At 42.1% G+C, this 26,420-nt stretch carries 24 protein-coding genes; 9 read left to right on the top strand and 15 right to left on the bottom strand.

Annotated features, from left to right (window positions below):
* Positions 1-4 precede the first annotated feature (4 nt).
* From sucC to CKV81_RS11405, 6 genes are all read right to left on the bottom strand, one after another.
* Complete coding sequence (gene sucC / locus CKV81_RS11425; RefSeq protein WP_095073360.1) at positions 5-1,198, bottom strand: ADP-forming succinate--CoA ligase subunit beta; 1,194 nt, start codon at positions 1,196-1,198, stop codon at positions 5-7.
* Positions 1,199-1,288: 90 nt separating this feature from the next.
* Complete coding sequence (locus CKV81_RS11420; RefSeq protein ID WP_095073358.1) at positions 1,289-2,161, bottom strand: DMT family transporter; 873 nt, start codon at positions 2,159-2,161, stop codon at positions 1,289-1,291.
* Position 2,162: 1 nt separating this feature from the next.
* Positions 2,163-2,420, bottom strand: a complete 258-nt coding sequence (locus CKV81_RS11415; RefSeq protein WP_095073355.1) for a zinc ribbon domain-containing protein — start codon at positions 2,418-2,420, stop codon at positions 2,163-2,165.
* 61 nt (positions 2,421-2,481) lie between these two features.
* Positions 2,482-2,868, bottom strand: coding sequence for a DUF423 domain-containing protein (locus CKV81_RS11410; RefSeq protein ID WP_095073353.1), 387 nt, complete (start codon positions 2,866-2,868; stop codon positions 2,482-2,484).
* A 114-nt stretch (positions 2,869-2,982) separates the two neighbouring features.
* Positions 2,983-3,153: a hypothetical protein gene (locus CKV81_RS13385; protein ID WP_157727414.1), complete on the bottom strand. Its 171-nt coding sequence runs from the start codon at positions 3,151-3,153 to the stop codon at positions 2,983-2,985.
* 66 nt (positions 3,154-3,219) lie between these two features.
* Positions 3,220-4,548, bottom strand: coding sequence for a hydroxymethylglutaryl-CoA reductase, degradative (locus CKV81_RS11405; RefSeq protein WP_095073351.1), 1,329 nt, complete (start codon positions 4,546-4,548; stop codon positions 3,220-3,222).
* Positions 4,549-4,673: 125 nt separating this feature from the next.
* Between CKV81_RS11405 and CKV81_RS11400 the strand changes: the two genes are divergently transcribed.
* The 4 genes from CKV81_RS11400 to ygiD all read left to right on the top strand — a co-directional run bounded on the left by CKV81_RS11400 (position 4,674) and on the right by ygiD (position 8,259).
* Positions 4,674-5,930 (top strand): putative DNA modification/repair radical SAM protein, encoded by a 1,257-nt coding sequence (locus CKV81_RS11400; protein ID WP_095073349.1) that lies wholly within the window; start codon positions 4,674-4,676, stop codon positions 5,928-5,930.
* A 1-nt stretch (position 5,931) separates the two neighbouring features.
* On the top strand, positions 5,932-6,699 hold the full coding sequence (locus CKV81_RS11395) for a TIGR03915 family putative DNA repair protein (protein ID WP_095073347.1): 768 nt from the start codon (positions 5,932-5,934) through the stop codon (positions 6,697-6,699).
* A gap of 147 nt (positions 6,700-6,846) precedes the next feature.
* Positions 6,847-7,356 carry a YceI family protein gene (locus tag CKV81_RS11390; RefSeq protein WP_095073345.1) on the top strand — a complete coding sequence of 170 codons (510 nt, stop codon included), beginning with the start codon at positions 6,847-6,849 and terminating at the stop codon, positions 7,354-7,356.
* Positions 7,357-7,431: 75 nt separating this feature from the next.
* Positions 7,432-8,259 (top strand): 4,5-DOPA-extradiol-dioxygenase, encoded by an 828-nt coding sequence (gene ygiD / locus CKV81_RS11385; protein WP_095073342.1) that lies wholly within the window; start codon positions 7,432-7,434, stop codon positions 8,257-8,259.
* A gap of 158 nt (positions 8,260-8,417) precedes the next feature.
* Here ygiD and hutH read toward each other — a convergent pair whose 3' ends face one another.
* Positions 8,418-9,905 carry a histidine ammonia-lyase gene (gene hutH, locus CKV81_RS11380; protein ID WP_095073340.1) on the bottom strand — a complete coding sequence of 496 codons (1,488 nt, stop codon included), beginning with the start codon at positions 9,903-9,905 and terminating at the stop codon, positions 8,418-8,420.
* A gap of 180 nt (positions 9,906-10,085) precedes the next feature.
* On the opposite strand from hutH, the gene uvrC reads away from it, so the two are divergent.
* On the top strand, positions 10,086-11,879 hold the full coding sequence (uvrC, locus tag CKV81_RS11375) for an excinuclease ABC subunit UvrC (protein WP_095073338.1): 1,794 nt from the start codon (positions 10,086-10,088) through the stop codon (positions 11,877-11,879).
* A 102-nt stretch (positions 11,880-11,981) separates the two neighbouring features.
* On the opposite strand, the gene CKV81_RS11370 is transcribed toward uvrC, so the two are convergent.
* From CKV81_RS11370 to CKV81_RS11345, 6 genes are all read right to left on the bottom strand, one after another.
* A complete protein-coding gene (locus CKV81_RS11370; protein WP_095073335.1) occupies positions 11,982-12,776 on the bottom strand; it encodes a hypothetical protein in 795 nt (264 codons plus the stop codon).
* A gap of 50 nt (positions 12,777-12,826) precedes the next feature.
* Positions 12,827-13,909, bottom strand: a complete 1,083-nt coding sequence (locus tag CKV81_RS11365; protein WP_095073333.1) for a putative type IX sorting system protein PorV2 — start codon at positions 13,907-13,909, stop codon at positions 12,827-12,829.
* A complete protein-coding gene (locus CKV81_RS11360) occupies positions 13,906-14,796 on the bottom strand; it encodes a DMT family transporter (RefSeq protein ID WP_095073331.1) in 891 nt (296 codons plus the stop codon). Before CKV81_RS11360 ends, CKV81_RS11365 begins: the two co-directional genes overlap by 4 nt.
* A gap of 100 nt (positions 14,797-14,896) precedes the next feature.
* Entirely contained in the window at positions 14,897-15,640 is a 744-nt protein-coding gene (gene deoC, locus CKV81_RS11355) for a deoxyribose-phosphate aldolase (RefSeq protein WP_407641690.1), read from the bottom strand.
* Between the two features lie 70 nt (positions 15,641-15,710).
* Positions 15,711-16,181: an Lrp/AsnC ligand binding domain-containing protein gene (locus tag CKV81_RS11350; protein WP_095073329.1), complete on the bottom strand. Its 471-nt coding sequence runs from the start codon at positions 16,179-16,181 to the stop codon at positions 15,711-15,713.
* Positions 16,182-16,210: 29 nt separating this feature from the next.
* Positions 16,211-17,149, bottom strand: coding sequence for an endonuclease/exonuclease/phosphatase family protein (locus CKV81_RS11345; RefSeq protein ID WP_095073327.1), 939 nt, complete (start codon positions 17,147-17,149; stop codon positions 16,211-16,213).
* A 236-nt stretch (positions 17,150-17,385) separates the two neighbouring features.
* Here CKV81_RS11345 and CKV81_RS11340 point away from each other — a divergent pair, with 236 nt between their 5' ends.
* Positions 17,386-19,605 (top strand): chitobiase/beta-hexosaminidase C-terminal domain-containing protein, encoded by a 2,220-nt coding sequence (locus CKV81_RS11340; protein WP_095073324.1) that lies wholly within the window; start codon positions 17,386-17,388, stop codon positions 19,603-19,605.
* Between the two features lie 47 nt (positions 19,606-19,652).
* Here the strand turns inward: CKV81_RS11340 and trmD are convergent, their stop codons facing one another.
* Together trmD and CKV81_RS11330 are read right to left on the bottom strand one after the other, a co-directional pair.
* Positions 19,653-20,330, bottom strand: a complete 678-nt coding sequence (gene trmD / locus CKV81_RS11335; RefSeq protein WP_095073321.1) for a tRNA (guanosine(37)-N1)-methyltransferase TrmD — start codon at positions 20,328-20,330, stop codon at positions 19,653-19,655.
* Entirely contained in the window at positions 20,327-21,589 is a 1,263-nt protein-coding gene (locus CKV81_RS11330; RefSeq protein WP_095073317.1) for an NAD(P)/FAD-dependent oxidoreductase, read from the bottom strand. The genes trmD and CKV81_RS11330 overlap by 4 nt, the downstream gene beginning before the upstream one ends.
* A 228-nt stretch (positions 21,590-21,817) precedes the next feature.
* On the opposite strand from CKV81_RS11330, the gene CKV81_RS11320 reads away from it, so the two are divergent.
* The 3 genes from CKV81_RS11320 (at position 21,818) to CKV81_RS11310 (ending at position 26,385) form a co-directional block, all read left to right on the top strand.
* Positions 21,818-22,684 (top strand): glycoside hydrolase family 25 protein, encoded by an 867-nt coding sequence (locus tag CKV81_RS11320; protein WP_095073310.1) that lies wholly within the window; start codon positions 21,818-21,820, stop codon positions 22,682-22,684.
* A 255-nt stretch (positions 22,685-22,939) separates the two neighbouring features.
* On the top strand, positions 22,940-24,841 hold the full coding sequence (locus CKV81_RS11315) for an ABC-F family ATP-binding cassette domain-containing protein (RefSeq protein WP_095073307.1): 1,902 nt from the start codon (positions 22,940-22,942) through the stop codon (positions 24,839-24,841).
* A 146-nt stretch (positions 24,842-24,987) separates the two neighbouring features.
* Positions 24,988-26,385 (top strand): APC family permease, encoded by a 1,398-nt coding sequence (locus CKV81_RS11310; RefSeq protein ID WP_157727412.1) that lies wholly within the window; start codon positions 24,988-24,990, stop codon positions 26,383-26,385.
* Positions 26,386-26,420: the final 35 nt, after the last annotated feature.

Genomic DNA, 26,420 nt, shown 5'->3' with positions numbered 1-26,420 from the left:
AATCTTAGTGACCTAAAACTTCTTTTACCTTATTAGCCGCTTCTTCAAGCGTGATTGCTGAGTGAATTGGCAGACCTGCGTTGTCGATCAGCTGTTTTGCTTCCTCAGCATTGGTACCCTGAAGCCTCACGATTAATGGAACCGGGAACTGCCCGATTTCTTTGTAGGCATCTACAACACCCTGTGCCACTCTGTCGCAACGAACGATACCGCCGAAGATGTTGATCAGAATCGCCTTCACGTTCGGATCTTTAAGGATGATGTCGAAAGCTGTTTTTACTCTCGCAGCGTCTGCAGTACCACCTACGTCCAGGAAGTTTGCAGGATTTCCGCCTGAAAGCTTGATGATATCCATCGTTGCCATTGCGAGACCGGCACCGTTTACCATACATGCCACGTCACCATCCAGTTTCACGAAGTTAAGGCCTGCTTCACCTGCTTCTACATCCATCGGATCTTCTTCTCTCTTGTCCCGAAGTTCAGCCAGATCTTTATGACGGAATAGCGAGTTATCATCCAAAGTTACCTTGGCATCTACTGCGATAATCTTGTTATCAGAAGTTTTCAGAACCGGGTTGATTTCGAAAAGCGACGCATCGATACCAACGTAAGCATTATATAAATTGGTGATGAACTTTGTAAATTCTTTAAAAGCATTTCCTTCCAGACCAAGGTTGAAGGCAATTTTTCTCGCCTGGAATCCCTGCAGTCCAAGAGCGGGATCAATAGTTTCCTTGTGGATGAGGTAAGGCGTTACTTCTGCCACGTGCTCAATATCCATACCACCTTCAGTAGAGTAAACTACGGTGTTTTTTCCCTGCGCTCTGTCCAAAAGGATCGAAACATAAAATTCTTTAGTTTCGGTTTCTCCCGGATAGTACACATCTTCCGCAACCAGTACAGAGTTCACTTTTTTACCTTCTGCAGAAGTTTGAGGTGTAATCAGCTGCATTCCGATGATGTTTTGTGCATTTTCCTTCAGTTTATCCAGATTTGGTGAAAACTTTACACCGCCGCCTTTCCCGCGTCCACCGGCGTGAACCTGTGCTTTTACGACCCAACCGTCGGCTCCGGTCATTTCTTTCAGTTTTCCGGCAGCTTCTACGGCTTCATCCACATTATTAGCAACAAAACCGCGCTGAATTGCAACGCCATACTTCGATAAAATCTCTTTAGACTGATACTCGTGAAGATTCATAATATTTTTTTGTTAGATTTTTTTCTGAATTTTTAGATTTACAAATTTAGTGAAAATTGGCGGAAGAAAAATATTAGATACAGCAAGATTTTAGAAATCAGCCGGATGTTTATGTTTTTTTTCATAAAAAGTTACTGCAATTCCGGAAAGAATGAGAAAACCACCTATCATATGAGTGAGGGTAAGTTTTTCATCCAGAAAGACAGTGGCCAAAAGCGCTGCGAAAACCGCCTGACTCAGCAAGCTTAATGAAACCCGCGTCGCGCGCATTCTTTTGGTCGCAAAAATGATGAGCAGCCACGCAATGAGCTGACAGACAATTCCCTGAACCAAAAGGGAAACCCAAGCTTCCGTTGAAAATCCCCAAAACGATTCCCCAAAAAAGAGATTTACAAAAAATAAGAAAATGCTGCTGAAGAGCATACTGAACGCCATAAATGTGACGACATCCATTTTTTGAAGCACATTTTTACTGACGAGGATGTAGAGGGCATAAAAAATTCCGGAAAGAATACCGAGAAAAAAAGCCGTATCGAAATTGAAATTGAGCACCGTGTCAAAGCCCACAAAAACCACCATCCCCGTTAAAGCAACAGCTGTTCCGAGCCAAAAACTTTTTTTGGGACGAAAATTAAGAAAGAGGAATGAAAGCACGCCTACCCAAATGGGTGAAAGATTGGTGAGCAAGGTCGCCTGTGTTGCCGAAGAACCTTGTATAGAGACATTCCACACTGCAATGTCCGCAGCGAAAAGAACGCCGCAAAGGAGCAGTCCGAAAAACTGTTTTTTACTTTCGATTTTCAGTTTCCCCAACACGGCGGCAACGGGAAATAATAAGGCTGTTGCAATGGCCATCCTGTAAAATGCGGAAATCAGTCCGGAAGTCAGGCCCATCCTGACAATCACAGGAAAAACCGAAATACATAAAATTCCCAGGAAAAGAGCGGCTCTTGCTTTGTTCATCTTAAACCGTCCTTCCTGCTTCTCTGCAAACTTCCAACAGTTCCGGAGGCATTTTGGAAAAAGCACCCTGCTCAAAATATTCGTCGGTATGAGGAATGTAGATGGAATAAGCTTTTCCAAGTGGTATCAGCGGAATAAAAAATAATTCAAAATATTTTTTATAAACTGTAATCACGGCGTTTACATCAAAACCGTTTCTGCGAATCTGCCGGTTTATTTTTTCAACCGGCTTCTTATTAAATCCAAATATGAAAAACATAATATATAGCTTTAAGGTGTGAGATATCAGATATCAGACCAAAAATCTCATACCCAGTGTCTTAAAGCTTTGCTTTTACAAAATAAAAAATCAGCATTACCCATGACACGATCATCAACATTCCGCCGATCGGAGTGATGGGGCCGAGAAATTTCAGGTTTGTTCCCCAGTAATCCTGAAACGCCAAAAGGTAAATACTGAACGAGAACAGCAACGCCCCTAAAATCATCAGCCAGGAAATCCAGTTTTCAGATTTGGTTTCAAATTTTAAAATATAGCCAACAAAAAGCAGGAAAAATGCAGCGTACATCTGATAACGTACTCCAGTTTCAAAACTTTCCAGTTTTTCCGGTGATAAAATTTTTTTGAATGCGTGCGCTCCAAATGCGCCTAAAATTACCGACAGAACGCCGTAAACAGCACCGATGACCAATGTAAGTGTTTTCATATTTTACTTTTAAAAATTGGGTAAAAATTACCGATTTGCTTTGCTTTCATCAAAAATTATTCGACCCAAACGAAATAATTTCCGACGGATTTCTGTTTGGGCAAATTGGTTTTTTTATTTGCTGTAATCCAAAAAAATCCGTCCAAGCAAAGTGAGAATTCCAAGAATAATGAGAATATTTGCCATTTTTCTCGAAGAATCCCAGCGTGGATTTTTACTGAATTTAATCACCAGGCCGAACGCAATAAAAATTAGGGGTAAACCGTATTGAAGATACTGAATCATAATCTATTTTTATATTTTTTTTGCCATTGCGAGGAGGAAGAATGACGGCAATGCCATGACAACGTATTATTTATTTCTAATCCTCTCCAATTCCGCAATCACCTCGTGGTGGCTTACGGTTTTATCTTTGAAATAATTCACAAAATACTGCTTCTCTTCTTCGGTCGCACCCATTTGGTTCAGAATATTGAACAAATGCATTTTCATATGCCCTTTCTGAATTCCGGTGGTAACCAGTGAACGTAGTGCCGCAAAATTCTGCGCCAGTCCCGAAACTGCTAAGATACTCATCAATTCCTGTGCTGAAGGCTTACCAAGCAAAGCTAAAGAAAATTTCACCAACGGATGCAGGTTCGTCAAACCGCCCACAACCCCCACAGAGATCGGCAAATCGATCCAAAACCTGAAAACACCGTTATCGGTGGTGCAATGCGTTAAAGAAGAATATTTTCCGTTTCTCGCAGCATAAGCGTGTGCACAGGCTTCGGTAGCACGGAAATCGTTTCCGGTGGCAATTACGACTGCATCTACACCGTTCATAATGCCTTTGTTATGCGTGGTGGCACGGAACGGTTCAATCTCGGCAATGGTAACCGCCTGTTTGAATTTCCAGGCAAATTCTTCGTTGGAAATCCCGCTGTCATCTTTCAGATCATCAATTTTACAGGAAACTTCAGCGCGCACGATACAGTCCGGCGTGTAATTGGAAAGAATATTCATCACCACCTGAAGAGAATCTTTTTCTTCCTGAGTGAAATCATCGGCATTAGCAACTTCTTCCTTCAAAGTTTTACCAAACTGCTCCAGACACGAGTTAATGAAATTCGCACCCATAGAATCCACCGTATCGAAACTGGCTTTCAGTTGGAAATAATGATCCATTTCTGCTGTTTTATCCACTAAGCGGATATTTAAAATTCCGCCACCGCGGCTGCGCATATTTTTGGTGATGTCTTCAGTGGCTTCAAAGAGTTTTTGCTTTAATTTAAAGTTGAAAAAATGCTGCAGTTTGTGCGATTCAACCTTGAAAATAAAATGCGTGTGACCCAATTTTTTGGTATTGATGATTGTAGTTTTGAAACCGCCTTTATCCAACCAGAATTTGGCAGATTTTGAGGCAGCTGCCACTACGGAACTCTCTTCCACCGCCATCGGTAAAGCCAACAGTTTCCCGTCAATCAGGAAGTTGGGAGCAATTCCGTACGGCATATAAAAATTGGAAATGGTATTTTCGGAGAATTCTTCGTGAAGTTTTTGCAGGTCCGGATCTTCGTTCCAGTATTGTTTCAAAATCTGCTGATATTCTTCGTTTCCTTCAAGATATTCATTTACAATCCAATCGATTTTTCCCTGCTTTGTAAGTTTAGAAAAACCTTCAACCGGTTGATGGTTCATAGTTCAAAATTTTGATTGGTAAATATAGGGATTTAAGGATGAATTTTGTTAGAATTTATAGCAGAAATCGTTCTGAAAATCTGTTTTTAATTTTTATTTTTGAATTATCAATTTAACATAATAAAATGAATTTCGACCGCCTTAACGAAAAACTGGAAATCCTTGCAGATGCTGCAAAGTATGATGTTTCCTGTGCATCCAGCGGAGGAAAAAGATCCAACAAAGGCGGGCTTGGAAACAGCCATGGTTCGGGAATTTGCCATAGCTACACCGAAGACGGACGATGTATTTCCCTGCTTAAAATTCTGTTGACAAACCACTGCATTTTCGATTGTGCGTATTGTGTTTCCCGGAAATCAAACGACGTTAAAAGAGCTGCTTTCACCGTGGATGAAGTGGTGGAACTTACCATGAGTTTTTACCGCAGAAATTATATTGAAGGCTTGTTCCTGAGTTCCGGAATTTTTAAAGATGCCGATACAACCATGGAACGGCTGGTTCGTGTGGCAAAAAAACTTCGGCAGGAGCACAAATTTTTCGGCTATATTCATCTGAAAACCATTCCCGGCGCAAGTGATGAAATTTTAAAAGAAGCTGGGCTTTACGCAGACCGACTTTCCATTAACCTTGAAATTCCCACAGAAAAAGGTTTAAAACTTCTCGCTCCCGAAAAAAGTCACGCAGATATGGTAAAACCGATGACTTTTATTAAAAATGAGCTCACACTTTACAAGGAAGAAAAGAAAATTTTCAGAAAAGTCCCAAAATTTGCGGCTGCAGGACAATCTACACAAATGATTGTGGGTGCAACCAATGAAACCGATTTAAAAATCATTAAAGTGGCCGATCATTTCTATAAAAATTACGAAATGCGCCGCGTTTATTATTCCGGTTACGTTCCGATGCTGGAAGATCCGAGATTGCCCTCGGTTTTTTCACAAGTTCCGATGCAGCGCGAAAACCGGTTGTATCAGGCAGATTGGCTGATGCGTTTTTATGGGTTTCAGGCGGATGAAATTGTGGATTTGCAAAATCCTTTTCTCGATCTGGAAATTGATCCAAAATTGGCCTGGGCTTTGCGTAACCGTGAAAAATTTCCCGTAAACATCAATACGGCAAGCAAAGAAATGCTGTTGCGAATTCCGGGAGTTGGTGTTCGCTCTGTCAATAAAATTCTGATGGCGCGGAAATTCCGAAAGCTAGAAATGGAACATTTACAGAAATTGGGAGTTGCCATGAATCGGGCAAAATATTTTGTTGAATTTGAAACGCAGAATGTTTTTTCGAATATGATTGACCAAAAGCAGCTGCGGCAGATTATTGTGAACAGCATAAAATCGAAATGGCAAAACCCGTTTTCCCAGCAACTTTCACTGTTTTAAAATGAAAATTCTACTTTACGATGGTAGTTTTGAAGGCTTACTGACTTCGATTTTTGAAGTTTTTGAATATAAATTTGAAAACGCAGAAATTGTAGCAGAGCAAAATTTTTCTACTGAAAATCTCTTTGCAGAACAGCATCAGGTTTTTAAAAATGCTGAAAAAAGCGCGAGAGTTTTGGCAAAAATCGAACAAATATCCGGCAAAGAAACCATCAGCATTTTACTCAGAATTTTTCTGTCAGAACATCCTCATAAAGAAAGACTGATTTTGAAAAGTATTGAAGACATTTTACAAAATCCGGGGGTGGATGTTTTTCAAAATCTGGCGGATCGGGATATGCTGGAAATCTCAAAAATCCTCAAAAGTATGCGTCGCGAAATCCACCGGATGCATGCTTTTGTACGGTTTGAAAGGCTAAAAGATAATCTTTATTTTGCAAAAATAGAACCTGATTTCGATGTCCTGCCTTTAATCGGAAATCATTTTGAAAAACGTTATGCCGATCAAAAATGGATGATTTTCGATTTGAAGAGACATTACGGCATTATCTATGATTTGGAGAACGTGGATTTCTTCTATCCTGAATCTGCCCAAATTCAAAACTTAAAAAATCCCGAACAGTTTCATCACGAAGAAGAAAAGCACTTCCAAAAAATGTGGCAGAATTATTTTGTGAAAACCGGTATCCCGTCAAGAAAAAACATGAAACTTCATATTCAGCACGTTCCGAAGCGGTATTGGAAATATTTGACAGAAAAGCAGCGTTGATTTGTTTTTTTAATTAATTTTACCTTCTTACAAAACCGCCGCCGGAAACTGTAATTTTACTTTCTTATCATACATCAATGTCTGCAATTTGTTACAGCTGTACCTTTGCTTTATCAAATTTAAATATTAACTAAAAATCAAAATATTATGGCAACGAAATGGAACCTGGACCCAACTCACAGTGAAATTATGTTCAGTGTAAAACACATGATGATTTCCAAGGTAAAAGGGCAGTTCAACACGTTCAGCGCAGAACTTGAAAGCGAAGATGATACCTTCAAAAACGCTAAAGTAACAGCGACCGTAGAAACCGATTCAGTGGATACCAACAACACTGACAGAGATGCGCACCTAAAAAGTGCTGAATTTTTCAATGCAGAACAGCATCCTGCTATTACCTTCTCCGCAAATTCGCTGAACGGAGATGTTACCGGCGAAATTACCATCAACGGTGTTACAAAACCGATTGATCTGGATGTTGATTTCGGTGGAATCAATAAAGATCCCTGGGGCAACACCAAGGCTGGTTTCTCATTCGAAGGAAAAATTAAAAGAAGTGATTTCGGACTGAACTGGAATGCAGCCCTGGAAACCGGCGGTGTTTTGGTGAGCGACGATGTTAAAGTATTTGGCGAACTGCAGTTTGTGAAAGCATAAACAACAGGAAACCTGAAGATCGAAGATGGGAGTTTCTTGGGAGGCTTCCATCTTTTTTTTCTAAAAATTTTGAAAATGAATTTAAACGATTTAAGCAATATTTCCGAAGGTTTCAAAACCACCGAAAAAATGCCTGTTCTCTTTCTGGGACACGGTTCACCGATGAATGCGATTGAGGAGAACCAGTTTGTGGCTGGATTTCGGGAAGTTTCTAAAAAAATTCCGAAACCTAATGCCATTCTCTGTGTTTCTGCGCACTGGTTTACAGAGGGAACTTTCGTTACTGCGATGGAAATGCCGAAAACCATTCACGATTTTTATGGTTTCCCTAAGGAACTGTTTGAAGTGCAGTATCCCGCTCCCGGAAATCCGGCTTTGGCAAAAGAAACTGCCGAACTTTTTGCGCCGGTTTTGGTGGAAGAAGACCACAGTTGGGGACTGGACCACGGTGCGTGGAGCGTCATCAGACATCTGTATCCTGAGGCCGATATTCCCGTAATTCAGTTGAGTATCGATTACACGAAACCGCCGCAATATCATTTCGATTTGGCTAAAAAACTCAACAAACTGCGTGAAAAAGGCATCCTTATCCTCGGCAGCGGAAACATCGTCCATAACTTGCGGATGATTGATTGGCGCCACATCAACACGGTCGGTTCCGGTTGGGACTGGGCAATTGAAGCCCGCGAGAAAACCAACAACTGGCTTCTGGAGGGCAATTTCCAGAATTTAATTGATTATCAAAAACAGGGAACTGCTTTGCAATACGCTGTTCCAACGCCGGACCACTATCTGCCGCTGATTTATACTTTAGGGTTAAAAGAAAAATCTGATGAACTGTCTTTATTTAATGATGAACTGATTGGCGGAAGTTTGAGTATGACGAGTGTGAGGATTGGGTGATTTAAGTGAGAACAGATGTATTAGTTGCAACGTGCATATTGGATCATTGCTTCTTGATAAATCTGAAATTTTTGCGTAAGTACTGTCAATCCGCAGGAATCTAAATAAAAAATAAACAAATATTTTGCTGAGATTCCTACGGAATGAAAAATTTAAAATTAATTCACCACGAACTTCCTGTTCCTGATCAACTCCGCAATCGCGAGCATATCGTTTCCGATCAAACGGTCATCTTCCAGTTTGGCAACTTTGGAACGAAGGATCGCGTAATTTTCTTCCACAATTTTTGAGCATTTTGCCGGGCGTCGGAATTCCAAACCTTGTGCTGCGAACATGAGCTCAACCGCTAAGATATTCACCAAATTATCCAAAACCTGGTTGAATTTCCGGCCAGAAATGCTGCCCATAGAAACGTGGTCTTCCTGCCCAAGGCTCGTCGGAACAGAATCTGCCGAAGCCGGAAAACAAAGCGTTTTATTCTCCGTAACCAACGCCGCAGAAGTATATTGCGGAATCATAAAACCGGAATTCAAACCTGAACTTTCCGTCAATAATCTTGGCAGACCGAATTTTCCTTCAAGCAACAGATAACTTCTTCTGTCCGAAATATTTCCCAGTTCTGCCGTCGCCAACGTCGCATAATCCAAAGGCAGCGCCATCAGTTGCCCGTGGAAATTCCCTCCGGAAATGGATTCTTCCGCGCTTAAAACGATTGGGTTATCGGTTACGGAATTCAGTTCAGTTTCTGCCATTTGACGAAGATGTTCAAAAGCATTTCTGCTTGCGCCGTGCACCTGCGGCACACAACGGAAAGAATACGGATCTTGAACACGGTCGCAAAACTCGTGAGATTTCAAATTTTCGGAATTTTCAAGGAATTTCACCATTCTGGCGGCCACTTTTTTGCTTCCCTCAAACGGACGGATTTCGTGCAGTTCTTTTTTAAACGGACTTGCAGAACCGCGATACGCCTCGAGCGACATCGCTGCGGTGAGATCCGCCAGATCCAGCAAATATTCCATTTTTTCCAAACCTTTGATGGCGTGTGCGAGAATGAATTGCGTCCCGTTGATGAGGCCCAAACCCTCTTTCGGCCCTAATTTTAAAGGTTCAAGATTATTTTTTTCGAAAATTACAGCAGTTTCTGCCGGAACCCCGTTTTCCCAAACCTGTCCCAGCCCGAGCAGCGGCAAAACCATGTGCGCCAACGGTGCCAAATCGCCCGAAGCGCCCACACTTCCCTGTTCCGGAATTACGGGGATGATATCTTTTTCAAGCATCAAAATCAGACGCTCAATCACTTCCAGAGAAACGCCGGAAAATCCTTTGGACAAAGCGTGAACCTTTGCTATCATCATAATTTTCGAAAGTTCCTTATCAATCGGTTTTCCGACACCTACTGCGTGAGAAATAACAAGATTATGCTGAAGCTGTGCCGTTTCCTCCTCAGAAATTTTCACATCGCACAACGGCCCGAAACCGGTGTTGATGCCATAAACCGTGCGGTCCGACTCTACAATTTTCTGAACATTTTTCTTGGAATTCAGAATCTGGTCTTTTGCCTGCGAGTTGAGTTTGGCTTTTGAAGGGTTTTTGGCGATCTCCAAAACATCGTGAAAAGTGAAAGTATCTATACCGTAAATCATGGTTTAAAATTTGGTTTTAAAATTACTGAATTTTCATAAAAAGACGAAATCTGCGCCCCGGATTGAACGGCATGTTTGAGCTCTTTTTGCAGGAAGGGGCCGAAGCCAGGCGCAAAAAAGCGAGTAGTGAAAGCCGGAATTGTGCGCCCCGATTAAAAAATCATTCACTATTTTTGTTAGGTGAACTCCGATCTCGAACTTCAACTGAAAACCCTGCCTTCCGATCCCGGCGTGTACCGTTATTACGACAGAAACGGGCAGCTGCTGTATGTCGGTAAGGCAAAAAATATAAAAAAACGCGTCCTTTCTTATTTCAACAAGAATCTCTCAGGTTACCGCACGAGGATTATGGTGGGCAAAATACAACGGCTGGAAACCACGATTGTTCCCAGTGAATACGATGCGCTGTTGCTGGAAAACAATCTGATCAAGGAACATCAGCCGTTTTATAACGTGATGATGAAGGACGACAAAACCTATCCGTGGATCTGCATCAAAAACGAAGATTTTCCGCGCATTTTCCTCACCAGAACGATTATAAAAGACGGTTCGGAATATTATGGCCCTTACGCCAAAGTGCGCCCGGCAAAAATCCTGCTCGATACCATTAAACATATTTACAAACTAAGAACGTGCAACCTGAACCTGGCTCCTGAAAAAATTGCCGAAGGAAAATATAAAGTCTGCCTGGAATATCACATCAAAAACTGCAAAGGCCCGTGCGAGCAGCTTGAAAGCAAGGAAGATTACGATAAAAAAATAGAAGCCATCCGCGGGATCATCAAAGGGGATTTCCGGCTTGCAAAGAATTATCTGGTGGATGAAATGACCTCTTATGCATCAAATCTTGAGTACGAAAATGCACAAATGGTGAAGGAACGCCTCGATTTACTGGAAGATTATCAGGCGAAACACACGGTTGTAAATCCCAGCATCAATGATGTGGATGTTTTCGGGATGACCAGCGATGAGACGGCGGCCTATGTGAATTATTTCAAGATCCAGAACGGAAATATCATCCAAAGTTACACCACGGAAATAAAGAAAATAATTGAGGAAACCGACGAAGAAATCCTGGAAGAAGCGCTGATCGAGATACGCCGGAAATTTGATTCTGACTCCAGGGAAATTTTGCTTCCGTTTCATTTGAATTTTGAAATTCCGGGCGTTAAACTGATTGTCCCAAAAGTGGGCGACAAAAAACGCATCGTGGAACTTTCAGAAAAAAATGCCAAAGAATACCGCCTCGAAAAGCTGAAACAGGTGCAGATTGTAGATCCGGAACGCCACACCAACCGCATCATGGCAGAAATGCAGAAACTGCTGCGAATGCCGGCCGAGCCGCGCCATATCGAAGGTTTCGACAATTCCAATATCCAAGGGACAAATCCGGTTTCGGCGTGCGTGGTTTTCAAAGACGGCAAACCTTCCAAAGCGGATTACAGGATCTTCCACCCGAAAACTGTAGACGGGCCGAACGATTTCGCCACGATGGAAGAAGTGATTTACCGCCGCTACAAAAGGCTCCTGGATGAAGGTGAGCCGCTGCCGCAATTAATATTAATCGACGGCGGAAAAGGCCAGCTCTCTTCTGCCGTGAAAAGTTTAAAACTGCTCGGGCTTTACGGAAAAATTACCATTATCGGCATTGCAAAACGTTTGGAGGAAATTTTCTTCCCGGAAGATTCAATTCCTTTGTACCTGGACAAAAAATCTGAAACCCTGAAAATCCTGCAGCGCGTGCGTGACGAAGCCCACCGTTTCGGCGTAAAACACCACCGCACGAGAAGGAAAAATTCAACCATAAAAACAGAGCTGGAGGAAATTCCTGGCGTCGGTGAAAAATCCATCGAACTGCTCTTCAGCAAATTAAAATCCGTTAAAAGAATTAAGGAAGCGCCGATTGAGATTTTGGAAGAAATCCTCGGGAAATCTAAAGGCAAAATTGTTTGGGAATATTTTAATTCGAATTAAGGTCTGACAGTTTTTAGCCTGCGCAGCTTTCTGTAATGATAACCAAATATCTTCACCGCGTTTTGGTTAAACACAAAAAAACCTCAACAACTGAGGCTTTTTTTATTGTCTTATGAATTCTTCCTTTCTGTAAGAACCGTCGTTTTGGGGAATTTCGACCACCAGCTTATTTCCCTCATCATAACCTAATGTTTGAATTCCATTTTCCAGCTGAACCCGGTATACTCCGGATTTAGTTGATTCCCGAAAAGTTGCAAACGGTACAGAACTGTTACTGTTGGTAAAAATAAACTGTGTAGGAGATAATTTCACTTTATTGAAAGCAACATTTCCGTTCTTGAAGATTTCCGCTCTGTTTTCAGTGCCTGGGGAATTTACAGAGGTAACCTTTTGAACGGTGTTTACAGGAACAGCCTGCTCTTGCGTAACGTTTTCCACTTTTGCAGCCGGTTCAGTTTTCGCAACAGGCACTGTTACGAGAGTAGCAGCAGAAACCGGAACTCTGGCAATTGCTTTTACCAAAGCATCCTGAAAACCTTTGTCAAATTCCTTATAATCACCGGTTGCAGGAATGCTTAAAACCACCTTACCATTGCAGTCAGTAAAATCAAGCTTCACACGGTTTTTCAGCATATTGCTATCATTCAGAACTTCCGACATCAGAACAGAGCATTTATCCTGCTGCAATTCCTCCGGCCATTCTTCCGGCAGGTCATTTACAACCCTGTAATTTTTATCTCCCAATTTCAGGGAAAGAATTTTATTGAGGTTGTACGCGTTATTGGTTTTAAAATCCTTAAATTTTTTCGGTACGTAGACGTATGTATAGTCTGAAACCGACTGCGCTGAAAGCCCGGCAAAGGACAGCACGAACATTATTTTAAAAATTGATTTCATATTGTGATTGTTATACGTTCAAATTTAAATAAAAAAACAATGCCCGGCTTCTAATTTCGGAAACCGCCCATATCCAGTTTCAGAGAAAAGAAATTGGAGAAGAAATTGGAACCGTTGATACCGGAATTTGAGATCGCATAATCCAGCGTAAGGCCTTTATACTTTATTCCCAGGCCTGCACTCGGCTGAAAGGAAACTTCTCTTTTTAAATCTTCAATATCGGTTACAGTCTGGAAACGGTTGACACCCACCCGCACGAAAATCATATCCTGAAATTTCAGTTCAGCGCCGGCGTAAGGCGTGATGCTTGCAAAATCCGTCGAAATCAGGGCCGCAGTTTTTGCAAAATCGACATTAATTCCTGCTTCGGGGAGAAGTTCCAGATCTCTGTTGAGTTCAAAATTTCTGGAAATCCCTGCATTCAGCTTAGGCATGGTTATTTCTATTTTATCTTTCGGTGCCGGATTGAACTCTTCTCCATTTACGGCTGCAGAAAGTTTTTCCTGATTAACTGTCCAGAAATTTACGGTCGTAGTGGCATCTCTCAGCATCGCACCGTAGCGCAAGCCGTTATCAGCCTTATACATCGCACCGACATCGAACCCAAAACCGAAACCGTTGGCGAACTGCCCCACGTTTCTGTACACGATTTTGGCATTTACGCCCAGGTTCAGCTTATGGTTTCCGCCAAGATTGAAAGCATAAGAAAGGATTCCCGCATAATCCGCCTGAGAAAACTTCTGAATTTTATCGTAATCAATATTTCCTTCAGAATCAATCATTTGGGTAGTATCCAGGATATCATCAACTCCGAGTCTCACCAAAGAAACCGCAAAAACACCACCTTTATTATCCAAGGGTTTTGCGAAGGCTATATAATCGTATTTAGCAATATTTTCAAAATATTCAGCGTGCATTGCTGCGCCTTGCCAATCCCTTTCTATACCGAGCAAACCTGCGGGATTCCACATTGGCGAGTAAACATCATCCTGATTTGAAATCACCGCACCGCCCATTCCAAGGCCTCTTGCACCGGCACCGATATTCAGAAATTCATTGGAATACTTCCTTACAATCTGCGCGTGGGAAATGCTGAAGCAAATTATTAAAACAAAAAATAGATATCTTTTCATAACTGTGTTTCAATTTGTCTGGCTTTCTTCCTGGCTTTTATAATTCCGTTGGCGACAATAGAGAGGATCATCACCAGCGATGCCACATAAAATACCGGGCTCATATGCTCTGAATCGCCAAAAATAAAATACGCCAGGATAATCCCGTAAATCGGTTCCAGGTTTACCGTTAAAATCAGCGTAAACGGGGTGATATGCTTCATAAGGTTAATCGATTCAAACATCGGATATGCCGTGAAAACAGCCGCCAACAATGTAACTAACGCTAAATCCCTGTAACTTATTTCATTAAGCTGCCCAACCTGTCCAGTTAAAATATAGAAAACACTGAGAATTGCCCAACCACAGAAGATCTCGTAAAAAATGATATTTCCTGAAGAAGTTTTGCCGTAAAGTCTGCCGTTAAAAACAGAAAAGACAGTTCCGAAAAGCGCGGTGAGCACGCCATAGAAAATTCCTTCCTTATACCTGAATTCTGTCTGGAAGATCAAATACATACAAAACAGAATGACGATTCCCATCGCGATTTCGGAAACATCGATTTTCCGTTTAAAGATTACAGGTTCCAGAATCGCCGCAAATAACGTGGATAGGGACAGGCAACTTAGTGCAATAGAAACATTTGAAACTTTGATGGAATGAAAGAAACAAAGCCAGTGCAATGCCATAAAAGCGCCGATTGCCGCCAGCTGCCAAAACAGTTTTTTCGAAACTCTAATGCTTTGTTTTTTGAAAATTCTGATGAAAACAAAAAGAAAAACTGCCGCAAACAGCATACGGTAAAAAACCAAATTTTGTGCATTCGCATGGATAAGTTTTCCCAAGATTGCTGTGAATCCCCAAAGAAAAACGATAAAATGAAGGCGGAAGAGTGCAGAGTTTTTCATAATCTGAACAAAACTAAAATTTTTACTCCAAAGTTTTACATAAAAATGGAAAAACCACAGCCGGTGCCGTGGTTTTTTTGTACATATTTAAAATTTTATCCTAATAACCGGAACTGGCCTCGTCGCCTTTCAAAAGTGCCGACGCCGAAGAAGTCCCGATTCTGGTCACCCCCAGATTGATCATCTGTACCGCTTCATCGTGGCTTCGTACTCCGCCGGCTGCTTTCACAGGGAGTTTTCCGGAGTTGGCTTTCATGATTTTAATGCCTTCTGGCGTGGCCCCGTTAGGTTTCCCGTTTTCAGTTTTATAAAATCCTGTGGATGATTTCACGAAAACTTTATCTTCCTGTCCGGGAAATTTTTCCTCGACCCAGGTTGAAATACGTTTCGTAAGGTCTGCGATTTGCATATCCGTCAAAGCTGCGATCTCGATGATCCATTTTGCAGTTTTTCCATGATCGAGACACAACTTTGTGCATTCAAAAACTTCTTTTTCAACAACCTGGTAATCGCCTTTTTTGTAAGCTTCGTAATTGATCACAAAATCAAGTTCATCCGCTCCGTCATTAATGGCCTGTTCTGCCTCTGAAAGTTTTTCATCAGGAGAATAATTTCCTTCGTGAAAACCAATTACTGTTCCCACTTTAACTCCGGATTTTAATTGTTGCAGATGATTTTTAACCTCTTTTACATAATCCGGACGAATCATTACCGCAAAAATATTTTGAGCATCGGCTTCATCAGCCAGCGCCATTACTGTTTTTAAAGTCTGTTCTTCTGTAAGGCCGGATTGCGCAGGAGTCTTCAGATAAGTGGAATCTAAATAAGTGTTGATTTTCATAATTACAATCTTTATTAAATAAAAAAAAATCATCAGCCGCAGCCAATGATCTTGATATTTTTGTGTAAAAATCTTACACCTTCAGCTGTCGGTTGATACTCTGCTCCAAAGATATGAAAGTTTCGGTTCTCGTTACCCCTTTCAGCTTCTGGAGTTTGTTGAGGATCTGCATCAGGTGGTCGTTATCACGGCAGAGCACCTTCAGGAAAATCGTATAATTTCCTGTGGTATAATGCGCTTCTACCACCTCATTTACGTCCTTCAACGCTTTTACGGCTTCCTGGTAATGGCTCGGCTGATCGAGGAAAACACCGATGTACGAAACCACTTTATAGCCTATTTTTCTGGGATTCAGGAAGGAAATGGAGTTTTCTATAACCCCCGCCTGCTCCAGTTTTTTTATCCTCTGGTGAACTGCGGTTGTCGAGATCCCCACATTTTTTGAGATGTGCGCCAAAGAGGTCTTCGCATTATCCATCAGCATATAGATGATTTCTTTATCAATCGCATCCAACTGATAGTCTACGTTGCTTGCACTTTTCATTTAAATGTCAAGTTTTTTTTTAATTAATATTATTTAAATTGAACCAAAACAGGAAAATGATCACTGTATCCGCCGAGATACCGCGTTCCTGCGTACGTTCGGAAAGGCCGGCCCCTGAACTTCCGGTCCCAGTTCGAAATTTTCAGATCGTTGAAAACTTCTGCAGACCGAAACTGAAGGCCAGATTTTCCAGTTATAAAATCATCCGACATAATGATCTGGTCGAAAAGCAGCCCAAACCGTTGGTGATACGTCGAATAGTTTTTATTTCTGAATAATTCCAGGAAAGGATTAAAAAGTTTTCTGCCAAAATCACTGCTAACTAAAGCCGCAAGGTTTTCATCATCAGGGTTTTCATTGAAATCTCCCATCACGATTACAGATTCTTCACTTTTCAGCAATATATCTATCCTTTCCTTAATTTCTTTTAAAATATAGCTGCGCTTCGGTTTATTGACATCCATATCCCTCTTTGAGGGCAAATGCAGCACAAAGACATTGATAATTTTGCTTTTAAACTTCACCTTGCAAAACAGTACGTCGCGCGTTGTATCATAGTTCTCTGGATCATTATCAGCAATTTCAAAGAAAAAACTGATCGGTTCAGAAACCAGTACTTCCACTCTTCTTTTATCATACAGCATTGCGACATCAACGCCTCTTTCGTCCATGCTTTCATAATGCACTACACCGTAGTCCCCGTTGAATGGCGGTAAAGCGAGCAGTTCATTCAACGGCTTAGCACCCTCTATTTCACCGAGCCCGATGATGAACGGCAGGTTGCCTTTGTTCTCCTTTATAATATCAAAAACGTGGGCTATTTTATGAAGTTTGTTGCTGTATCGGCTAAGATTCCAGTTTTTTAGTCCACCCCTAATTCGCTCTTTTCCGGTAACCGGCAAAAGCAGGTTTTCAACATTATAAAAAGAAACGGTTTCGCTGTTTTCTGATGTAATTTCCCCAAGCATTATCGAAGTTGTAAATTTAATAAAATTATTTGTTTATGATTAAAGTATTTTTAAGCTAAAATTTAATCTGATTCCCTTCTTAGTTAGTCATTTAAAAAAATTAGTGAATTGATAATTTTTCATCTGTTAACCGGCTTTGATTTGTATATTTACAATTCAGACATAATAATAGCTCAAAAGTCTCAAATTAATTGTAAATTTAAAGGCTAATTTAATGAACATAAAAATTAATTCTTATGAAAAAAATATTACTGACTATTGTGGCTACGGTTGCAATCACAGGAATTAAAGCGCAAAGCGAACCTGCCTATCTTGATGATATACTGCTGCAGTCTTTCGGTTGGGACGAGTACAACCAGCCCCGAAACACAAATGAAGGCGGGCTGTATGAGTTTTACTACTCACGCGCCGGAAACTTGAAAGCTTTGGGTTTTGATATGATCTGGATGCCGCCGCCAAGCAAGTCTACCGGAGGTGTAGGCTATTTCCCGACAGAACTTTACAATTTTTCCAACACATCCTGGGGCACCGAAGCTCAGCTCCGGAAAATGCTTTTGAACATGAACGCGAGAGGGATCAACCCGATTGCTGACGTCGTAGCGAACCACCGAAGCGGCACAACCGGCTGGACCGACTTCACAAACCCAACCTGGGGTTGTGATGCTATTGTGAGCAACGACGAAGCGACAGCAGCTTACAATAGCGGCACAGCGGGAGTAACGTGCAGACCGAGTGGTGCAGCAGATACCGGGGAAGGATTTGACGGATCCAGAGATATGGATCACACAAATCCTGTGGTGCAGAGTGGCTATAAAGAGTTTCTGACCAAATTAAAGGAGCTGGGCTTCAAAGGCTGGAGATGGGATGTTGCAAAAGGCTTCTCTCCTTCTTATTTTGGAATGTATATTAATGAAAGCCAGCCATACTATTCTGTTGGCGAAAACTGGGACGGCAATGTAGAGGTGCTTAAAAGCTGGATTAACGGGACTTATGCTGGCGGAGCTACTGTTTCAGGTGCATTTGATTTTGCGCTTTATTATAATATGTCGAATACTTTTGCAACCGCCAACGCATCAAATAATTATAATAATTTAAACTGGTCTGGTGCTATGGCCGGACTTGCCGGGCAGTTTGGGTTTGCAGAAAAAGCGGTGACATTCGTAGACAATCATGACACATTTGTTCAGAACTCTGCATTTTTAGGCGCCAACATTCCTAAGGCATACACCTATATCTTAACACATCCGGGCATTCCTTCTGTTTTTGCTCCTCATTATTTTGGTGGAACATATACTAAAGATGGTGTTACCCGAACGTACTCCACAGCGAACAAGCCGATCATTGAAAAATTGATGGCCATAAGAAAAAGTGCAGGAATCGATGCCTACAGCCATATCAATATAGACAAATCAGAGAATGGCATATATGCAGCATATATCCTTAAAAGATCAGGAGATGCGGGACCAGCGATTGCAATGAAAATCGGACCTTACGACTGGACGCCGGCGGGAGGCGGATGGACTCAAGTTATTTCGAGCCCGGATAATGAATATGCAGTGTGGACCAAGACCGCAGTGAACGTTCCGCCGGTAATTCAGATAAATGAACCTAGTGGAACCTACAGTGCAGGAGCGTCAAAATCAATCAGTATTAAAGCAACAGATGACAGCGGTACAACGCCAGTAATCCGTTATACCACAGATGGTTCTGAACCCACTTCCGCATCAGCAGTTTACAGCGGCCCATTTACCATCAACGCAACCAGCACAGTAAAAGCCATCGCTTTTGACAATGCCAATGCCAGCTCAGGCGTGGTGGAAAGAAACTACACATTTGCTACACCTTCCACTCAAGGTATTGTGATCAGGTTCAATCCGAGCGGCAGCGGCTGGACCCAGCCTTACATCCACTATTGGAACGTTCAACCTGCTGGAACGATCGCAGATGCCAACTGGAACTCTCCGGTTGCCATGACTCCAGATCCTTACAATCCGGGATGGTTTACTTACACTTTCGCTGGTGCAACCTCTGTCAATTTCTTATTCAGGAATGGCAGCTCTACAGGAACGCCTGGTTCAACACAAACCCGGGACATCAACAATGTAACACAGAACAACTGCTATGTTTGGGACGCAACTTCGTCAAATTTTGTAAGAACCACCGATTGCTCAGCACTTAACCTTGCTACAGGTGAAACCGATGCAAAAGACAACAAAACTACGCTTCAGATTACCCAAAACCCCGTAACGAACGGAGAAATGAAAGTGAAATACACCAATGCAAACCGAGGCGTAATCCATATGTTTGATATGAGCGGAAAAGCTGTTGGAAGCTATAAATTAAGCAGCAATTCTGCAGAAGAAACATTCAGATTAAACGGTGTAAAAGCCGGCATTTATGTCGTTCAGCTAAAATCTGATTCGGGAACGGCAGCAGCAAAAGTAATTGTGAAATAACTCCCCACAGTTTAGATAAAAAAACCACCTCGTTCAGGGTGGTTTTTTTATTCATCCAATAAATCTGGTCTTCTTTCTCTGGTAATCCTCACCGCTTCATCGTGCCGCCATTCTTCGATCTTTCCGCTGTGGCCGCTGAGCAAAACTTCCGGTACCTTTAAACCTTTGTATTCCTCCGGTCTTGTATAAATGGGTGGCGACAATAAATCATCCTGAAAACTGTCAGTCAACGCACTTTGTTCGTCATTCAGAACACCTGGAAGCAAACGGATTACAGAATCTGCCAATACGCAGGCCGCCAGTTCGCCGCCGGTCAAAACATAATCCCCAATGGAGATTTCTTTGGTGATATGTAAATCGCGAACACGCTGGTCAATGCCCTTGTAATGCCCGCAAAGGAAAATCAGGTTGTTTTTTATCGATAAAGTGTTCGCAATTTTTTGAGTTAAAGTTTCACCATCGGGAGTGAGGTAGATAATTTCGTCGTAATTGCGCTGGGATTTAAGTTCAGAAATACATTTATCCAAAGGCTCAACCATCATCACCATTCCTGCTCCGCCGCCGTAGGGTTCGTCGTCCACCTGGCGGTGTTTTCCCACAGACCAGTTCCTCAACTGGTGAAAATGAACCTCTGCCAAACCTTTCTGCATTGCCCTTTTAAGAATAGAGGTCTGAAAAGGACTCACCATCAGCTCCGGCAACACACTTATAATGTCAATTCTCATTGTTCCGTACTGTTTTTTTTGTTGGGAAGAATGATGAGCCGTAGCGAAGAATCTTTATTGATATAGCTCCACATCCAGTTGAAGAAAATGGCAATTTTGTTTCTTACGGAAAGAATCAGCATCAGGTGCAGGAACATCCAGAAGTACCAGGCAAAAATCCCCTGGAATTTAAATTTCGGCAAATCCACAACAGCACGGTGTTTCCCGATGGTTGCCATGCTTCCGCGGTCTTCGTATTCGTATTCTTTCCAGTCTTTTTCAGATTTTTTCAGGATATTTTTGCCTAAATTTTTCCCCTGGTTGATCGCCACATTCGCCACCTGCGGATGGCCGTGCGGATACTTCGGTGTTTCCATATAGGCAATATCGCCGATGGCAAAAATATTTTCGTAACCCACCACGCGGTTGTAGCGGTCGGTTTTGTAACGGTTTCTCACCAAAATTTCAGGATTCAGCCCTTCAATCACGTTTCCGGTGACGCCTGCTGCCCAAATCACGTTATTGGCAGGAATTTCTTTTCCACTGGCTGTATGAACAATCTCACCGTCATAATCAGTTACCCTCTCGCCGCTCATGAAATTCACACCCAGCTGTTTAAGGTAGAGCTCAGATTTGTCCTGGGCCTCCCTGCTCATCGTATCCAGCGGTTTATCGGTCGCGCTGATTAATATGATGTTCAGATTATCGAAATTCATATTCGGATAATCGCGCGGCAGGATGTCTTTTTTCATTTCAGCGAAAGCTCCGGCAAGCTCCACACCAGTTGGCCCGCTGCCCACGATGACGATATTCCAGTTACCGTCGTCGCTGCGGCTTCTTTCAATAATCAGTTTCTCGAAAGTGAGGAGCACATGGTTTCGTATAGAAATCGCTTCCTGTGTATTCTTCATCCCGAATGCCACACTTTCCATGATCTCGTTACCGAAAAAATTAGTTTTACACCCGGTCGCAATCACGAGTTTATCATAATGGAATTCAGCGTCTGAAGTAACGATTTTATTCTGTTCCGGCACAATTTTCTGCACATCCGTCATCCGGTACTGCGTGTTTCTCGATCTTTGAAAAATCTTACGGAACGGAAAAGAAATATTAGAAGGCTCGATCCGTCCGCAAGCCACCTGATAAAAAAGCGGCTGAAACATATGGTGGTTTACCTTATCAATCAGAATCACCTTTTTATTCCTGTTATTCAAGGTTTTTGCCAGTTGCAGACCTGCAAAACCACCACCGATAATCACTATTTTTTCCCGTGTTTCCATAATGCGCAAAATTACTGAAATTATTTTTAGGAGCCCTGCTTTCCGTTGGAATTCCTCGCGCCCTTGCTGCCAGGCAGAGCCTGTCCAGGCCTGCTGTGGGATTTCCGCTGCAATCAGGACTACTGAAAGCTATAAACCTGTCGCACCTGCGGCGCTCCGCCAACTGATTTCTTTTAAAATTCAAAAAAATTCGTGCAATCCATTCAAATAAAATATTTTTGCACACCGATGGCGAAGAAAAAACCCACAAAAAATAAAACCACCCGGAAAATTCATAAGAAAAGGCGAAAAAATTTCATTCTTCGCCGCAAAATCCTTCTGTTGGTTCTCGCCGTTGCTTTGATCGGGACCGGTTTCTACCTGAAAGAGAAAATCGCTTTCTACTACGCGATGTATTTCAATAAATTCGAGCACAAAAAACTGAAAAATTCCGAGCGTGAAGCCGCCAGAATCGACCGGATTGTCGGGGATTATGCCGATAAAACCTTCGGTTTCGATATTTCACACTATCAGGAAGCGAAAGACATCAAATGGGATTCGCTTTCTATCGGTAACCGCACCATTCCTTTAAAATTTGTCATACTGCGCGCCACGATGGGCAACCGAAGCAAGGATAAAAATTTTGATACCTTTTGGGAAAAGGCCAAAAAACATAACCTCATCCGCGGTGCGTATCATTTTTACCGTGCCGATGAAGACCCGGTGACGCAGGCCAACAACTTCCTGGAAAGCGTGAAACTGGAAGAAGGCGATTTAGTCCCCGTTTTGGATATTGAAAGGATTCCGCGTAAAAAATCCAATGAACAACTTATCGAAGATTTGAAAATATGGCTGAAAATCGTGGAAGAAAAATACGGCGAAAAACCGATTATCTATACCTTTTATCATTATTACAAAGACAACCTGCGCGGCGAATTCGATGATTATCCTTTATGGCTGGCCAATTACAACGACGTGCCACAGCCTTCACCCGATGACGACTGGAAAATCTGGCAGTTCACCGAAAACGGAATCGTTTACGGCATCAATACCAAAGTTGATCTGAATGTTTTCAACGGCAACACCTGGTCGCTGAAACGGCTGACAGTGGAGTGATCAGACTTGAAAAAAATCAATGATATACAAATTTCTCCAGTTCGGGAGGATTTTTAAGAAAATTTTTGAAATCCATGTCAAAAAAAAACGCTGCATGCGTAGCCAAAATTTTTTGCGCCGCCAAAAACTTTTTCCAAACGCAAGGCAATGTTCGGTATAATATTTCCTCTTAAGACTTCACAACTTTCCACCCGGCAACTCACCAAATAACCGTATTTTCGCAATCTCAATCTCAACCATTATCCAAAACTGAAAATGAACTACGTCTCCGCCGAAAATCTCAGCAAATCTTACGGTGTTAAAAGCCTTTTCAAAAATATTTCTTTCAATATCAACGAAGGCGACAAAATCGCGATAGTAGCCAAAAACGGCAGCGGCAAATCAACTTTACTCAAAATTATTTTGGGCAAAGAAATTGCCGACAGCGGCGAAGTATCCATTAATAAAGACGTTCAGGTAGTACTGTTTGACCAGGAAATTGAGTTTGATTCCCAACTTACGGTGGAAGAATTTATGATGACGCTGGATTCTGCACCCATTCAGGCTTTGAAAAACTACCATAAATCCCTGATTTCCCAAGATGCGGAAGACATGGAACTGGCCATCGCCGAAATGGAAGCCCAGAAAGCCTGGGATTTGGAAAACGAGATGAAACAGATTCTTTCCCAACTGAAAATCACCGATCTGGAAGCGAAAATGGGAACACTCTCGGGCGGTCAAATCAAACGCGTTGCTCTGGCAAAACTGCTCACCGAAACCCGCGCTGAACACCGCCACGTCCTGCTGATTATGGACGAACCCACCAACCACCTGGATGTGGAAATGGTGGAATGGCTTGAAAATTACCTCTCGAAAGCGAAAATCACGCTTCTTTTGGTAACGCACGACCGCTATTTTCTGGATTCGGTTTGCGACACGATTTGGGAAATGGAGGACCAGAATCTCTACGTTCACAACGGCAGTTACGCCACTTATCTCGAAAACAAAATGATTCGGGAGGATCATCTGAATGCCACCATCGACAAAGCCAACAACCTCTACCGTAAGGAGTTGGAATGGATGCGCCGCCAGCCCAAAGCGCGGACCACAAAATCGAAATCGCGGATTGATGCCTTCTACGAAACTGAAAAAGTTGCGAAAACTGACACCAGAAAACAGGCTCTGGAACTCGATTTCGAGATGAAACGTTTGGGAAAAAAGATTCTGGAACTTAAAAATATCAACAAAAGTTTTGGTGAAAAGATTTTACTGAAAGATTTCTCCTATTCATTTCAGCGCGGCGAAAAGGTAGGAATTGTCGGGAAAAATGGTGCCGGAAAATCGACACTTCTCAATATCATTCAGGGTTTTGAACCAAAAGATTCCGGGGAAATAGAAACCGGTGAAACCATAAAATTCGGCTACTTTTCGCAGAAAGGCCTGAATTATAATGAAGAAGAACGGGTGATTGATTTCATCAGGGAAATTTCCGAGAACTTTCCCATGGCAAACGGACGGACGATTTCCGCATCTCAGTTTTTGAGGCTGTTCCTATTTGATGACCAAACCCAATATTCGCCGATTTCCAAACTTTCGGGTGGTGAAAAACGGAGGCTGCATCTGATGAAAGTGCTTTACGAAAATCCCAATTTCCTGATTTTCGACGAACCTACAAACGACCTGGATTTGCCTACGCTGACGGTTCTGGAAAATTTTCTGCTGAATTTTCAGGGCTGTGTGATCATCGTTTCGCACGACCGCTATTTTATGGACCGGATTGTGGACCACGTTCTGGCGTTTGAAGACGAAGGAAAAATCAGGGATTTTGTGGGGAATTTTTCGGAATACAGAGAGAAGATTCGAGAGACCAGAATCGAGAACCAGGAGCGTCAGGCTCAAGCTAAAACTGACGAACCACAAACCAAAAGCGAAAATCCTGCGACCAGCAACCAAAAACCGGCCACCAAAAAACTGTCCTTCAAAGAGCAGCGAGAGCTCGAAAGCATCGAAAAAGAAATGCCAAAACTGGAAGAAAGACGCGCTGATATTTTAGAAAAGCTTAATAACGAAAGTGATTATGAGAAAATCTCAAAACTTTCGGAGGAACTGCAAACGGTTTCAGATGAACTGGGAGAAAAGGAAATGCGCTGGCTGGAACTGCAGGAAATGCAGAGCTGATAAATTGTTAAACCACAAAAAGGAACAAAAAGAATAAACGATTTGTTACTGCTTAAAGAACTTGTAAAATTTTTAAAACTTAATTATTTAATTTAAGATTTTTAAATTTTTCATACCTTTTGTGGCTCAAAAAAAAAACGAAACCATTGGAACAAAAACAGAAATTAGAGGCAAAATACGGGTTATTTACCGCCATTTCGCTGGTTATCGGCCAGGTCATCGGTTCGGGGATTTTCTTTAAGGTTGATGATGTACTGTCCGCAACACAGGGCAACAGTTTTGCGGGGCTTCTGGGCTTTGTAATTGTGGGTATCAGTGTGGTTTTTGCGGCGGTTTCCCTGGCGAATTATGCTGAACTATTGCCTAAAGACGGCGGAATCCTGAACTATGTGGAATACCGTTTCGGCAAGAAAACCGCAGCCTTTGTTGGGTGGATGTACCTGAGTCTGTTTTATCCTCTGCTCACTGCGGTGCTGTTTACGGTTTCAGGCATTTACATTTCCCACTTCGTGGCTGAATTTGCGGGCTTCAAACCCACTTTTCTGCATTATACGCTGATTGGTATTTTCAATCTGGTTTTATTTTTAGGTTTAAATATTTTCCGACCGAAAACTTCAGGGATATTTCAGCAAATGACGACCGTTTTGAAATTGATTCCGTTGATTTTAATTGCGTCTTTCGGCATCATCAGCCTTGTAAAAGGAGATGTAGAAGGAACCAACACATTTTCATACGCTGCAAAAAATATTTCTGAAGGCCAAAATCTTTGGCTGCTGGTGGCGGCAAGTTTTGTTCCGATTGCGTTTGCGTTTGACGGCTGGTATATCGCCACACAACTTTCAGGAGAAATCAAAAATTCATCCAAAAATCTTCCGAAGGCTTTGGTAATCGGCACTTCCGTGGTTTTGGCGGTTTACGTTCTCTATTATTCGGGAATAGTTCTAAAGATGAGCGGCACCGAAATCATGGCTTTAAAGGACACTTATATCACAGAATTTTCCAGAAAAATAGCCTCCAAAACCGGAGCAATCCTCATACAAATCTTTGTGATTATTTCAGTTCTGGGCACTGCGAACGGGCTTCTGCTGGCGAGCACAAGGGTGCCCTATCAATTCTATAATCAGGAATATTCCAGGAAATTTCTCAATCTCGGGAAGGTAAACCCAAAAACCGATACGCCCGTAAACAGCGCGTTGCTGGCTTTCACCCTCATTTTTATTTACCTGATCATTTATTACATCACAAACACCGCAAGTTACTTCACCACCAAAGGTTACGATATATCAGCGATTCCGGTGGCGTTTATCTATATTGTAAACGGCGCTTTATTCATCGGACTTTTAAAACTGATTAAAAATAAAACCTTCGGGGGAAATTCATTCGTTAAATACTTGATGGCCATCATCGCGTTCCTTGGCGTGGCAGTCGTTTTAATAGGAACAGCAACTGCACCGAACGGTATTTCCTATATTTTAATTAGCATCTTATACATTATCGCAGGATTTTTCTTCATCAAAGTGAAAACTGACAAAAATCAGCTTTAGGTTGATCCTCTGATCATCAACAAGTTAGGTTCTAT

The organism is Chryseobacterium taklimakanense (assembly GCF_900187185.1).
Classification (GTDB): domain Bacteria; phylum Bacteroidota; class Bacteroidia; order Flavobacteriales; family Weeksellaceae; genus Planobacterium; species Planobacterium taklimakanense.
The sequence above is the reverse complement of the archived record's forward strand: the minus strand, read 5'-3'. Positions and strand labels throughout refer to the sequence as shown.

Excerpts from the sequence above, each read along its gene's own strand:
- sucC (WP_095073360.1), bottom strand. The coding sequence starts at position 1,198 with ATGAATCTTCACGAGTATCAGTCTAAAGAGATTTTATCGAAGTATGGC.
- CKV81_RS11420 (WP_095073358.1), bottom strand. The coding sequence starts at position 2,161 with ATGAACAAAGCAAGAGCCGCTCTTTTCCTGGGAATTTTATGTATTTCG.
- CKV81_RS11415 (WP_095073355.1), bottom strand. The coding sequence starts at position 2,420 with ATGTTTTTCATATTTGGATTTAATAAGAAGCCGGTTGAAAAAATAAAC.
- CKV81_RS11410 (WP_095073353.1), bottom strand. The coding sequence starts at position 2,868 with ATGAAAACACTTACATTGGTCATCGGTGCTGTTTACGGCGTTCTGTCG.
- CKV81_RS13385 (WP_157727414.1), bottom strand. The coding sequence starts at position 3,153 with ATGATTCAGTATCTTCAATACGGTTTACCCCTAATTTTTATTGCGTTC.
- CKV81_RS11405 (WP_095073351.1), bottom strand. The coding sequence starts at position 4,548 with ATGAACCATCAACCGGTTGAAGGTTTTTCTAAACTTACAAAGCAGGGA.
- CKV81_RS11400 (WP_095073349.1), top strand. The coding sequence starts at position 4,674 with ATGAATTTCGACCGCCTTAACGAAAAACTGGAAATCCTTGCAGATGCT.
- CKV81_RS11395 (WP_095073347.1), top strand. The coding sequence starts at position 5,932 with ATGAAAATTCTACTTTACGATGGTAGTTTTGAAGGCTTACTGACTTCG.
- CKV81_RS11390 (WP_095073345.1), top strand. The coding sequence starts at position 6,847 with ATGGCAACGAAATGGAACCTGGACCCAACTCACAGTGAAATTATGTTC.
- ygiD (WP_095073342.1), top strand. The coding sequence starts at position 7,432 with ATGAATTTAAACGATTTAAGCAATATTTCCGAAGGTTTCAAAACCACC.
- hutH (WP_095073340.1), bottom strand. The coding sequence starts at position 9,905 with ATGATTTACGGTATAGATACTTTCACTTTTCACGATGTTTTGGAGATC.
- CKV81_RS11370 (WP_095073335.1), bottom strand. The coding sequence starts at position 12,776 with ATGAAATCAATTTTTAAAATAATGTTCGTGCTGTCCTTTGCCGGGCTT.
- CKV81_RS11365 (WP_095073333.1), bottom strand. The coding sequence starts at position 13,909 with ATGAAAAGATATCTATTTTTTGTTTTAATAATTTGCTTCAGCATTTCC.
- CKV81_RS11360 (WP_095073331.1), bottom strand. The coding sequence starts at position 14,796 with ATGAAAAACTCTGCACTCTTCCGCCTTCATTTTATCGTTTTTCTTTGG.
- CKV81_RS11350 (WP_095073329.1), bottom strand. The coding sequence starts at position 16,181 with ATGAAAAGTGCAAGCAACGTAGACTATCAGTTGGATGCGATTGATAAA.
- CKV81_RS11345 (WP_095073327.1), bottom strand. The coding sequence starts at position 17,149 with ATGCTTGGGGAAATTACATCAGAAAACAGCGAAACCGTTTCTTTTTAT.
- CKV81_RS11340 (WP_095073324.1), top strand. The coding sequence starts at position 17,386 with ATGAAAAAAATATTACTGACTATTGTGGCTACGGTTGCAATCACAGGA.
- trmD (WP_095073321.1), bottom strand. The coding sequence starts at position 20,330 with ATGAGAATTGACATTATAAGTGTGTTGCCGGAGCTGATGGTGAGTCCT.
- CKV81_RS11330 (WP_095073317.1), bottom strand. The coding sequence starts at position 21,589 with ATGGAAACACGGGAAAAAATAGTGATTATCGGTGGTGGTTTTGCAGGT.
- CKV81_RS11320 (WP_095073310.1), top strand. The coding sequence starts at position 21,818 with ATGGCGAAGAAAAAACCCACAAAAAATAAAACCACCCGGAAAATTCAT.
- CKV81_RS11315 (WP_095073307.1), top strand. The coding sequence starts at position 22,940 with ATGAACTACGTCTCCGCCGAAAATCTCAGCAAATCTTACGGTGTTAAA.